11 protein-coding genes are annotated in these 11,804 nt (G+C 72.2%); 2 read left to right on the top strand and 9 right to left on the bottom strand.

All coding sequences use genetic code 11. From position 1 onward, the window contains the following. Positions 1-48: 48 nt before the first annotated feature. The 7 genes from BLW09_RS12235 to BLW09_RS12265 form a co-directional block, all read right to left on the bottom strand. A complete protein-coding gene (locus BLW09_RS12235; protein ID WP_172824206.1) occupies positions 49-1,275 on the bottom strand; it encodes an acetylornithine transaminase in 1,227 nt (408 codons plus the stop codon). 26 nt (positions 1,276-1,301) lie between these two features. After that, on the bottom strand, positions 1,302-2,231 hold the full coding sequence (gene argB, locus BLW09_RS12240; RefSeq protein ID WP_172824347.1) for an acetylglutamate kinase: 930 nt from the start codon (positions 2,229-2,231) through the stop codon (positions 1,302-1,304). Positions 2,232-2,248: 17 nt separating this feature from the next. Then, on the bottom strand, positions 2,249-3,403 hold the full coding sequence (gene argJ, locus BLW09_RS12245) for a bifunctional glutamate N-acetyltransferase/amino-acid acetyltransferase ArgJ (protein WP_089912995.1): 1,155 nt from the start codon (positions 3,401-3,403) through the stop codon (positions 2,249-2,251). 43 nt (positions 3,404-3,446) lie between these two features. Beyond that, a complete protein-coding gene (argC, locus tag BLW09_RS12250) occupies positions 3,447-4,499 on the bottom strand; it encodes an N-acetyl-gamma-glutamyl-phosphate reductase (RefSeq protein ID WP_089912997.1) in 1,053 nt (350 codons plus the stop codon). Positions 4,500-4,839: 340 nt separating this feature from the next. Beyond that, positions 4,840-7,383: a phenylalanine--tRNA ligase subunit beta gene (pheT, locus tag BLW09_RS12255; RefSeq protein ID WP_089912999.1), complete on the bottom strand. Its 2,544-nt coding sequence runs from the start codon at positions 7,381-7,383 to the stop codon at positions 4,840-4,842. Next, positions 7,383-8,423: a phenylalanine--tRNA ligase subunit alpha gene (gene pheS, locus BLW09_RS12260; RefSeq protein WP_089916846.1), complete on the bottom strand. Its 1,041-nt coding sequence runs from the start codon at positions 8,421-8,423 to the stop codon at positions 7,383-7,385. The genes pheT and pheS overlap by 1 nt, the downstream gene beginning before the upstream one ends. Before the next feature lie 85 nt (positions 8,424-8,508). After that, positions 8,509-9,309: a TrmH family RNA methyltransferase gene (locus tag BLW09_RS12265; protein ID WP_089913002.1), complete on the bottom strand. Its 801-nt coding sequence runs from the start codon at positions 9,307-9,309 to the stop codon at positions 8,509-8,511. Between the two features lie 75 nt (positions 9,310-9,384). On the opposite strand from BLW09_RS12265, the gene BLW09_RS12270 reads away from it, so the two are divergent. Beyond that, entirely contained in the window at positions 9,385-9,780 is a 396-nt protein-coding gene (locus BLW09_RS12270; protein ID WP_157696936.1) for a hypothetical protein, read from the top strand. Positions 9,781-9,801: 21 nt separating this feature from the next. On the opposite strand, the gene BLW09_RS12275 is transcribed toward BLW09_RS12270, so the two are convergent. Then, a complete protein-coding gene (locus BLW09_RS12275) occupies positions 9,802-10,380 on the bottom strand; it encodes a TetR/AcrR family transcriptional regulator (protein WP_089913008.1) in 579 nt (192 codons plus the stop codon). A gap of 78 nt (positions 10,381-10,458) precedes the next feature. Between BLW09_RS12275 and BLW09_RS12280 the strand changes: the two genes are divergently transcribed. Beyond that, positions 10,459-11,346 (top strand): aldo/keto reductase, encoded by an 888-nt coding sequence (locus BLW09_RS12280; RefSeq protein ID WP_089913011.1) that lies wholly within the window; start codon positions 10,459-10,461, stop codon positions 11,344-11,346. A gap of 65 nt (positions 11,347-11,411) precedes the next feature. On the opposite strand, the gene rplT is transcribed toward BLW09_RS12280, so the two are convergent. Next, positions 11,412-11,804, bottom strand: coding sequence for a 50S ribosomal protein L20 (gene rplT, locus BLW09_RS12285; RefSeq protein ID WP_089913014.1), 393 nt, complete (start codon positions 11,802-11,804; stop codon positions 11,412-11,414).

Raw genomic sequence — 11,804 nt, forward strand, 5'->3', positions numbered from 1 at the left:
CTGGCCCTTTCGTGGATATGGGGTGGTCGGCCGCTGGTCGGCCCGGGGTCAGAGGGCGGCGAGAGCCCGCGCGAACCGGTCGCGGAACTCCGCCAGCTCGGCATCGCCGACGATGAGCGGCGGCGCCAGCCGGATGCTCGACTCGTTGGGCGCGTTGATGATCAGCCCGTTGGCGAGCGCGGCGTCCGAGAGGCGGTGCGCCTCGCCGTCCGTCAGGCCGATGCCGATGAGCAGGCCGTGGCCGCGGACATCGTCGATCAGAGGCGACTCGAGCGACCGGATGATCGCCTTCAGCTCCTCCCCACGACGCGCCGCGTTGCCGACGAGGTCGGAGCGCTCGATCTCGGCGAGCACGGCGTTGCCGGCTGCGGTCGCGAGCGGGTTGCCGCCGAACGTCGACCCGTGCTGGCCCTGGGTGAACAGGTCGGAGGCCCAGCCGAAGGTCACGAGGGCGCCGATGGGGACGCCGCCGGCCATGCCCTTCGCGACGGTGACCGCATCCGGCAGGATGCCGTCGTGCTGGTACGCGAACCACGCGCCGGTGCGGCCGACGCCGGTCTGGATCTCGTCGATGATCAGCAGGGCGCCGTGCTGCTCTGTGAGCTCCCGCGCCCGCTTCAGGAAGCCGGCGGGCAGGTCGAGGACGCCGGCTTCGCCCTTGATCGGCTCGACGAAGAGCGCGGCGACATGGTCGTCGATGGCCGCCTCGAGAGCGGCGATGGTGGAGTCGATGTGCTCGACGCCGCCGGGGAGGGGCTCGAAGGCCTCCCGCATCGGCGGCTTGCCGGTGAGCGCGAGCGACCCCATCGTGCGGCCGTGGAACGCGTTGTGGAGGGCGAGGACGCGGGTCTTCCGCCCGTGCGGTCCGCGGTTCAGCCGCGCCAGCTTGAACGCCGCCTCGTTGGCCTCTGCGCCGGAGTTTCCGAACAGCACCCGGCCGCGGTCGCCCGCACCCGTGATGGCCCGGAGGCGCCCGGCGAGCTCGAGCTGCGGAGCGGTCGAGAAGTAGTTCGAGACGTGCGCGAGCGTCGCGACCTGCCGGCTCACCGCATCCACCAGGGCGGGATGCGCGTGTCCGAGCGAGTTCACGGCGATCCCGGCGAGGAAGTCGAGGTACTCGTTGCCGTCGACGTCCCACACCCGGCAGCCCTCACCGCGCGAGAGCATCACCTTGGGCGTCGCCAGCGTGCGCATGATCGCGTCGCCGAACGGCGCGCGCCAGGCCCCGTCACGCCACTGCGCACCGGGCATCCGGTTCTCGGGCTCTTCCGTCATGGTCCTGTTCCGTTCCTGGTCCTCGCTCACGCGGGCACCACCTCCGTCCCGATGCCGGACTGCGTGAACACCTCGAGCAGGATCGAGTGCGGCACCCGCCCGTCGATGATCGCCGCCTTCTCCACTCCACCGTCGACCGCGTCCAGGCAGGCCGCCATCTTCGGGATCATGCCCGACTCCAGCGACGGCAGCAGCTCGCGCAGCTCGTCCGCCCCGATCTTCGACAGCAGCGAGTCGCGGTTCGGCCAGTCGCTGTAGAGCCCGGCCACGTCGGTCAGGATGACCAGCTTGGCCGCGCCGAGCGCGACCGCGAGCGCTGCTGCGGCCGCATCCGCGTTGACGTTCAGTGCCTGGCCCGCGTCGTCGATGTCCGGCGCGATCGACGACACGACGGGGATGCGCCCCGCCGCCAGCTGCGCGAGCACGCCTTCCGGGTCCACCGCGACGACATCGCCGACGAGCCCCAGGTCGACCTCTTCCCCGTCGATAACCGCTGCGCGCCGTCTGCCCTGGAAGAGCCCCGCATCCTCGCCGGAGAGACCGGCAGCGAGCGGACCGTGCTTGTTGATGTTGCCGACGATGTCGCGGTTGATCTGCCCGGTCAGCACCATCCGGACGACCTCCATCGCCTCGGGGGTCGTGACGCGGTAGCCGCCGCGGAACTCGGAGTCGATCCCGAGCCGGTCGAGCATGGCCGAGATCTGCGGGCCGCCTCCGTGCACCACGACCGGCCGGAGACCGGCGTAGCGCAGGTAGACCATGTCCTCCGCGAAGGTGCGCTGCAGCTCCTCGTTCACCATCGCGTTGCCGCCGAACTTCACCACGATGATGCGGTCGTGGAAGGTCTTCAGCCAGGGCAGCGACTCGATCAGCGTCTCCGCCTTCGCCGCCGCATCCGCGTGGTCGCGTTCGGCGGCTTCTGCTGCCTCGTCGATGCGTGTCGCCGGCGTGTCCATGTCGTCCGTCGTCGTCATCAGCTGGCGTACGCGCTGTTCTCGTGCACGTAGTCGTGCGTGAGGTCGTTGGTCAGGATGGTCGCCGTCTCGTCGCCCGCGTGCAGGTCGATCAGGACGTGGACGGCGCGCGGCGTGAGATCGACCAGGTCGCGCGGCTGGTCGGGCTCGCCCGCCGTGCACACCTGGACGCCGTTGATGGCGACGTCGATGCCGTACGGGTCGAACTCCGCGTCGGTCGTGCCGACGGCGGCGAGCACGCGGCCCCAGTTGGGGTCGTTGCCGAAGATCGCGGCTTTGAACAGGTTGCTGCGCGACACGGCCCGGCCGATGACGACCGCGTCGTCCTCGCTCGCGGCGTTCACGACCTCGATCGCGATGTCGTGCGACGCGCCCTCGGCGTCCGCCTGCAGCTGCTCGGCGAGGTCGCGGCAGACGGCCGTGAGCGCCAGCGCGAACTCCTCGTCGCCCGGCTCCACGCCGCTGGCGCCGGAGGCCAGGAGGGCGACGGTGTCGTTGGTGGACATGCAGCCGTCCGAGTCGAGGCGGTCGAAGGTGACCCGCGTCGCCCGGCGCAGGGCCGCATCCAGCCGTTCGGAGGTGAGCACGGCGTCGGTCGTGACGACGACCAGCATCGTGGCGAGCCCGGGTGCGAGCATCCCGGCGCCCTTCGCCATGCCGCCGACCGTCCAGCCGTTCGGCGACCGGAACTGCGCCTCCTTCGCGCGGGTGTCGGTGGTCATGATGGCCTCCGCCGCTCCGAGCCCCGCGTCGCGGGCGAGCGCGTTGGCGGCCGTCGTGACTCCGGCGACCAGCTTGTCCAGCGGCAGCTGCTCGCCGATCAGGCCGGTGGAGCAGACGAGGACGTCACCCGCGGAGACGCCCAGCTCGGTCGCGACGGCCTCGGCGGTGGCGTGCGTGACCTGGAAGCCCTGCGACCCGGTGTAGCAGTTGGCGCCGCCGGAGTTGAGGACGATCGCGGACACCACGCCGTCCTGCATGACCTGCTGGCTCCACAGCACCGGGTTCGCCTTGCAGCGGTTGGTGGTGAAGACGGCGGCAGCGGCGTTCAGCGGGCCGAGGTTCCTGACGAGGGCGAGATCGCGCCGGCCGCTCGCCTTGAGGCCGGCGACGACGCCCGCTGCGGCGAACCCGGATGCGGCGGTGACGCTCACGACCGTGCTCCCGTCGCCGTCGGTGCGATGGCTGGCGTACGCGTCACGGTGCGACTCCGTTCACGGTCAGGCCCGCGGTCTCGTCGAGTCCGAGGGCGATGTTGACGGACTGGATGGCCGCTCCGGCCGTCCCCTTGTAGAGATTGTCGATCGCGAGCACGGTCACGACCCGGCCGGCGGCGGCGTCGAGGGCGACGCCGATCAGGACGGTGTTGGCCCCGAGCACATCGGACGTGCGCGGCAGGACTCCGGCGGGCAGCACGTGCACGAACGGCTCCCCCGCGTATGCGTCCTCCCAGGCGGCCTGGACCTGCTCGGCGGTGACGCCGGGCTTCACCCGCGCGGTCGAGGTGGCGAGGATCCCGCGCGACATCGGGACGAGCACCGGCGTGAACGACACGGTCGGCGATCCCGCGCCCGCCTTCCGCAGGTTCTGCTGGATCTCGGGGATGTGCCGGTGCGTCCCGCCGACCGCGTACGGGTTCGCGGACCCGAGGATCTCGCTCGCCAGGTACATCGTCTTCAGGGACTTGCCCGCACCCGACGGGCCGACTGCGAGCACCGCGACGATGTCCTCGTCGTCGATCAGCCCGGCCTGGATGCCCGGGGCGAGAGCGAGCGACACCGCGCTCGCGTTGCAGCCGGGGGCGGCGATCCGCCGGGCCCCGACGAGGTGGTCGCGCTGCTTCCCTCCGGTGGTCCCGGCGATGGGGAGCTCCGGAACGCCGTAGGCCCAGGCGCCGAAGTGCTCGCCGCCGTAGAACGCCGCCCAGTCGGCCGGGTCCTCCAGCCGGTGATCGGCGCCGCAGTCGACGACGATCGTGTCGGCCGGGAGCTGAGAGGCGATCTCGCCCGAGGTGCCGTGCGGCAGCGCCAGGAAGACGACGTCGTGCCCGCTCAGGGTCTCCGCGCTCGTGTCCTGCAGGGTGAGGTGTGCGAGCGAGCGCAGGTGCGGCTGGTGCGCGATCAGCGGATGGCCCGCGTTCTGGTGCGCGGTGACGGTGCGGACCTCGAGTTCCGGGTGCCCGGCGAGGATGCGCAGCAGCTCACCGCCCGCGTATCCGGAAGCGCCTGCGACGGCGACCGAGAAAGTCATGCTTGTTCCTTGTTCGAGTGGACGACGGTTGTCTCGGCGACGGCGGCGCCCACGTCGATCCACTGGTCAGGACCGCCCGGAACGCCGCCTAGCTTCGGCGGTCGCGCAGGCGTCGGCGCATCGCGCGAGCGGCGAGAGCCGCACGCGTCGAAGCGGTGCGCCGGACGGAAAGCATGGGACAACCCTAGCGCCCCTTCCCCGGCGGCCACCAAATCCGGGCGGGGACGCACGCGGCCGGCCCCGTCGCGCAGCGGATGCGGGTGCATCGCTGCGGTCAGGGACCGGCCGTGGGCGCTGGTGGCGGCAACCGGGCTGTTGGCGGTAACCGGGCTCGTGGCGGTTACTCGCGGATCGCCGCGCCGAACAGCTCGCCCGCCCGGGCCGCGCCGGCCAGCTTCGCCTCGCTCGCCTCTGCGGCGGTGAGGGTGCGGTCCGCCGCGCGGAAGCGCAGGGCGAAGGTCAGGCTCTTGTGCGCATCCGGCAGGCCGGGTCCGCGGTAGTCGTCGACCAGCCGGATGTCCTCCAGCAGCTCCCCTGCACCCTCGCGCAAGGCGCGCAGCACCTCGCCGGCCGGAGCGTCTTCCCGCACCACGAGCGACAGGTCCTGCGTCGCGGCCGGGAAGCCCGCGATGACCCCCGCGACGATGTCGGCGGGGGCGACGGCGATCAGGGCGTCGAGGTCGAGCTCGAAGACCGCGACGATGCGCGGCAGGTCGAGGTCGTCGGCGAGCGCCGGGAGCAGCTCGCCCGCGTATCCCACCGGGGTCTCGGACCCGTCGGCGCCGCGGGCGACGAGCCGTGCGGTGCGACCCGGGTGCAGCGCCTGGTGCGACGACTGCACGAGGTCGACGGTCACGCCGACGGCGGCAGCGGTCTGGCGCACCATGTCGAGCGCGTCGACCAGGCCGGCCGGCACGGCGGCCAGCCCCGGCTGCTTCTCGACGGCGTTGCCGACGACGAGGCCGGCGAGGTGCCGCGGCTGCGCCGGGATGCCCGCATTCAGTCCGGCGAGGATGTCGGCGCCGGGCAGCGCGGCGCCGGGCGGGAGCGTCTCGCTGCCGATCGACCCCTCCGACGGCCGGAAGACGGTGCCGAGCTCGTAGACGCGGAGGTCGACGAGCCCGCGCGCGAGATTCCGCTTCGCCGCGTCCACGAGGCCGGGGAGCAGCGACGTGCGCAGGTACGGCGCGGTCGCGTCGAGAGCGTTGGCCAGGCGGACCGCGAGGACCCCGCCGGGCTCGGCCGAGCCGAAGAGGTCGTTCTGCGCCTCGCTCACGAACGGGAACGACAGCACCTCGGTGGCGCCGTTGTCGGCGAGCGTCTGGGCGACCGCGCGACGGAGGCGCTGCTCGCGCGTCAGCCCGCGTCCGGGAGGCGCGACCGGCAGCACCGACGGGATGCGGTCGTAGCCGACGATGCGGGCGACCTCCTCCGCCAGGTCCGACTTGTCGCGGAGGTCGGGGCGCCAGGTCGGCGGGGCGACCAGCAGGCCGTCGGCCGTCTCGGTCACCGTGCCGCCGATCTCGGCGAGCGCTCCGCGCACCTCGTCGTCGGAGAAGTCGACGCCGACGAGCGAGGCGATGTACCCCTTCGGCAGGCGGATGGGCTCGGCGGCCTCGGAGTCGTCCAGCAGCGAGCCGAGCTCGTCCGCACGACCGCCGGCGAGCTGCTCGAGCAGCTGCACGACGCGCGCGGCCGCGGCCACGGCCACCTGCGGGTCGACGCCGCGCTCGAAGCGCTTGGACGCCTCGCTGGGCAGCTTGTGGCGGCGGGCCGTCCGCGCGATCGACACCGGGTCGAAGTTCGCCGCCTCGACGAGCACGGTGCGGGTGCCGTCGCCGATCTCGGTGGATGCTCCGCCCATGACGCCGGCCAGGCCGATCGCCCCGGAGGCGTCCGCGATCACGAGGTCTTCCGGATCGAGCTTCCTGGTCTGGCCGTCGAGGGTGACCAGCGTCTCCCCCGGCGTCGCGCGGCGGACCACGATGCCGCCGGACAGCTTGTCGAGGTCGTAGCCGTGGATGGGCTGCCCCAGCTCGAGCATCACGTAGTTCGTGATGTCGACGATGAGCGAGATCGACCGGATGCCGGCGAGCGTGAGCCGCGCGATCATCCACGGCGGGGTGGGGCGTGAACCGTCGACGTCGCGGACGACGCGGGTGACGAAGACGCTCGCACCGACACGACCGCGGATGGGAGCGGTGTCGTCCACCGTGACGCTGAAGCCGCTCGGGTGGTCGGCGACGGAGCCGAGCGGGACCGCGTCGGCGGGGTCGCGGAAGGCCGCACCCGTCGCGTGCGAGTACTCCCGCGCGATGCCGCGGATCGAGAACGCGTAGCCGCGGTCGGGCGTGACGTTGACCTCGACGGCCGCGTCGTCGAGCCCGAGCAGGCTCACCGCGTCCGTGCCGACCTCCGGGTCGAGGCCGAGCGTCGACAGGCGGAGGATGCCGTCGTGGTCCTCACCGAGGCCGAGCTCGCGGGCCGAGGCGATCATGCCGTCGGACACGTGCCCGTACGTCTTGCGTGCCGCGATGGGGAAGGGTCCGGGAAGCACGGCGCCGGGCAGCGTCACGACGACCTTGTCGCCCTCGAAGAAGTTGCGGGCGCCGCAGACGATGCCGCGCACGTCGGCGCCGCCGTCGGCCGCCTTCTCACCATCGGGGGCGACGCGCACCTGGCACCAGCGGATGGTCTTGCCGTTGCTCTGCGGCTCCTCGACGAACTCGAGCACCTGGCCGACGACGATCGGACCGCTCAGCTCGAAGGTGTGGATGTCCTCCTCCTCGAGCCCGACGGACACGAGGGCGGCGTGCACCTCCTCCGGCGTCGTGCCGGGCTCCAGGTCGACGAACTCGCCGAGCCAACTCAGGGGGACACGCATCAGACCACCATTCCGAACTGCTGGGAGAACCGGACATCGCCTTCGGCCATGTCGCGCATGTCCTTGACGTCGTTGCGGAACATCAGGGCGCGCTCGACGCCCATCCCGAACGCGAAGCCCGAGTAGACGTCCGGGTCGATCCCGGCGGAGCGAAGGACGTTGGGGTTGACCATGCCGCAGCCGCCCCACTCGATCCAGCGGGCGCCGCCCGTGAAGGTGGGGTGCCACAGGTCGAGCTCGGCGCTCGGCTCGGTGAACGGGAAGTAGTTGGGGCGCAGCCGCACGCGCGCCTCGTCGCCGAACAGCGTCTTCACGAAGTGGTCGAGCGTTCCGCGCAGGTGCGCCATGGTGAGGCCCTTGTCGACCGCGATGCCCTCCGTCTGGTGGAACACCGGGAGGTGCGTCGCGTCGAACTCGTCGGTGCGGAAGACGCGGCCGGGAGCGATCCGGTAGACGGGCAGGTCGTCGCCGAGCAGCGCACGCAGCTGGACCGGCGAGGTGTGCGTGCGCATCACGAGGTGCGCGTCCGTCGGCTCGACGAAGAAGGTGTCCTGCATCGCGCGCGCCGGGTGGTCGGCGTCGAAGTTGAGGGCGTCGAAGTTGTACCACTCGCTCTCGAGCTCCGGCCCCTCCGCGACCTCCCAGCCCATCCCGACGAAGACGTCGGCGATGCGCTCCTGGAGGAGGCTCAGCGGGTGGCGGGCGCCCGGCGTCCAGCGCGAGGGCAGCGCCGTGACGTCGACGGTCTCGGCGGCGAGCTGCGCGGCCTCCTCCGCCGCGGCGATCTCGGCCTCCTTGGCGGTGAACGCCTGGTTCACGCGTGCGCGTGCGCCGCCGACGAGCTTGCCGGCCGCCGCCTTCTGGTCGCCGGGGAGCGACCGGATGCTCGCGTTCAGCCGGGCGAGCGGCGAACCCTCGGCCGTGTGGTCGTGGCGCACCGCCTTCAGCGCCGTCGAGTCGTGCGCGGCGTCGATCGCGGCGAGCGCCGCGCCGACCGCCGACTCGACCGCGGATTCGGTGATCTCCGTGGAATCTGACACGGTCACCCAGTCTAGTCGGCGCGACGGCGTCGACTCAGCGCGGAGGCCGGGCTGTGGATGGTGCCCGCCTGTGGAGAAGTACCGCTCAGGAGCGCTGCGCGAACGCCGACTCGTAGAGGCACACCGAGGCGGCCGTCGCCAGGTTCATCGACTCGGCCTTCCCGTAGATCGGGACGGTGACCACGCGGTCCACCAGCCCGAGCAGCTCGTCGTCGAGCCCGTGCGCCTCGTTCCCGAACACCCACGCGGTCGGCCGGGCGAGCTCGCCGTCGCGCCGCGCGGAGAGGAGGTCCTCCCCCTTGATGTCGGCGGCGAGCACCTGCAGGCCCGCGGTGTGCGCGCGTCCGACGACGTCGGCAAGGTCGGCGCCCACCGCGACCGGCAGATGGAACAGAGAGCCGGTGGTCGACCGCACCACCTTGGGGTTGTACAGGTCGACCGTCCGGCCGCTCAGCACCACGGCATCCGCTCCGGCCGAGTCGGCGGCGCGGATGATCGTCCCGGCGTTGCCCGGGTCGCGCACCTCCTCCAGCACGGCGACGAGCCGCGGGGACCCGGCGAAGATGTCGCGGATCGAGGTCGGGAACTGGCGCGCGACGGCGACGAAGCCTTGGGGCGTCACGGTGTCGGCCATCGCATCCAGCACGTGCTCTGAGACGAACTCCACCTCGATGCCGGCGTCGGACGCCGCGCGGGCGATGTCCGGATACCGCTCGAGCGCCGTCGGAGTGGCGAACAGGTCGACGACGAGCTCCGGCCGGAACGCGAGCGCCTCTTCCACGGCCTGCGGCCCTTCGAGGAGGAACAGCCCCGTCTCGGCACGGGCGGGACGTTTGGCGAGCTTGGCGACGGCCCTGACGCGCGGCGAGCGCGGGTTGTCCAGCATGGCACCAGCTTAGGGTGCCGGTGATCCGAACGGCCTCGCGTCTCGTGTTAAGGGAGGACGGATGGAGGCTGAACGATGAGGAACAGCATCAGGATGGCGTGGATCGGCGGCGCGGCGGTCGTCGCCCTGGGTCTCGGGACGGCCGCGGCGGTGGCCGCGACCGGTGGTACCGGCGGAGACGATCGTCTCCACAGTGTCCACCAGAGCGGGACACCGTCGCCGGTGCTCGATGACCGTATTCAACGCCCGACGCCGAGCGATCCGCCCACGGCGGTATCGGTTCCGGCACCCGACGACCACGGCGCCGACGATCCGGCCGCCCATGACCTCGGCGACGACCACGGCGCCGACGATCCGGCCACCCATGACGTCGGCGACGACCACGGGTCCGGCGGCCACGGCGCGGATGATCCCGCCGGTCACGACGCGGGCGACGACCACGGCTCGGGCGGCCACGGCGCCGACGACTGACCCCGCGCGGCTACGGGCGGATCACCCGTCCACCCGCAGGCCGCGCACCACCAGGTCGAGCAGCCGGTCCACCTGACCGGGGTCGGAGCTCTGCGCCGTCGAGAGGAACACCCCGATCATGGCGGCGGTCACGTCGTCGGCGACGGCGTCCGAACGGAGTACGCCCTGCTGAGCTCCCTCGGCGAGGAAGAGCCCGATCGCCTCGTTGACCCGGCGCCGCGTGTCGGCCGACGCCGCGGCCGAGCGGAGGGCTCCGGCACGGACCGACTCGGCCATTCCGCGCTTCGTGGCGATGAACCCGGCGTACCGGCGCATGAACTCCCGCAGCGCCGCGTCCGCCGGCATCGTCTCCAGCAGCGGTCCCACCGTACCGAGCACGGCGTCCAGCTCGCTCGCGTAGACCGCGGCCACCAGTTCTTCCCTGGTCGGGAAGTTTCGGTACAGCGTCCCGATCCCCACGCCCGCGGCGCGTGCGATGGCTTCGAGCGCGGGGTCCTCCCCCGACGACGTCAGTGCGTCGCGTGCCGCGTCGAGGATGGCCGCGCGGTTGCGCGCCGCATCCGCTCGCGGGCGTCGGGGATGCGCCGGCGTCTCCGTCAAAGTGGAGGTCCCTCCGGTTAAGTGTTACGGTCGGAATAGCGGAGGCTCCTCCGCTTTCATCCCAGTGTAGGAGGTTCCATGACCGCGAGCAGCATCCGACCCGGCGGCGTGTACCGGTTGGGCGGCCGGGAGGTCGCCCGCATCGGGTACGGCGCGATGGCCCTCGAGAGATTCGAGCACGAGCCGGAGGCGGGAGCGGCGCTCCTCCGTCGCGCGGCGGAGCTCGGCGTCGACCACCTCGACACGGCCGACTTCTACGGTCGCAGCGTCTCGAACGACATCATCCGGCGGGCATTCGGCGACGACCCGGCGATCGCGGTCGCCACGAAGGTCGGCGCCGTGCGGGTGGATGCGCCGGTTCCGCTCGCCCTCGCCCAGCGGCCCGACGAGCTGCGGGATCAGGTGCACGCCAACCTGCGCACGCTCGGTCGCGACCATCTCGACGTCGTCAATCTGCGCCGCCCGGAGGTCGGACCGGGCCTCACCGTGCTCGACGACGCGCTCGTCGATCTGGACGACCAGCTGGCCGAGCTCATGGCGCTTCGCGACGCCGGCGTCATCGGCGGGATCGGCCTGAGCGCCGTCCGGGTGGACACCGTCCGCCGGGCGCTTCCCGCCGGCATCGCGTGCGTGCAGAACGGCTACTCCGTGCTCACCCGCGACTTCGAGGACATGCTGGCCCTGTGCCGCGCGGAAGGAATCGCCTGGGTGCCGTACTTCCCGCTCGGCAGCGGCTTCCCCGGGCTGCCGAAGGTCGCCGACCACGCGGTGGTGCGGAGTGTCGCCGCCGAGGCCGGCGCGACGCCGGCGCAGGTGGGCCTCGCCTGGCTGCTCGCGCACGCACCGGACATCCTGCTCATCCCCGGCACCGGGAGCGTCGTGCACCTGGAGGAGAACGTGGCCGCCGGCTCCGTGCGCCTCACCGACGACCAGGTCGAGCGGCTCGACGCGATCGCGGGCGACTGACCGCTGCACAGACGCAGAACGGCCCGGCCGACGTGAGTCGACCGGGCCGTTCGTGGATGCGCGTGTTACGCGGCGGCGTCCGCCTTCGGGGCCGACGTGTCGGCCGGCAGCGCCTTCTTGGCGGTCTCGACGAGAGCCGCGAAGGTCGCGGGCTCGTTCACGGCCAGGTCGGCGAGGATGCGACGGTCGACCTCGACGCCCGCCAGGCCCAGGCCCTGGATGAAGCGGTTGTAGGTGAGGCCGTTGGCGCGGCTCGCCGCGTTGATCCGCTGGATCCAGAGACGGCGGAAGTCGCCCTTCTTCTGACGACGGTCGCGGTACGCGTAGACGAGGGAGTGGGTGACCTGCTCCTTGGCCTTGCGGTAGAGGCGCGACCGCTGACCGCGGTAGCCCTCGGCGCGCTCGAGGATGACCCGACGCTTCTTGTGGGCGTTGACCGCCCTCTTCACTCTTGCCAT

It is taken from the genome of Leifsonia sp. 21MFCrub1.1 (genome assembly GCF_900107895.1).
Lineage (GTDB): Bacteria > Actinomycetota > Actinomycetes > Actinomycetales > Microbacteriaceae > Leifsonia > Leifsonia soli.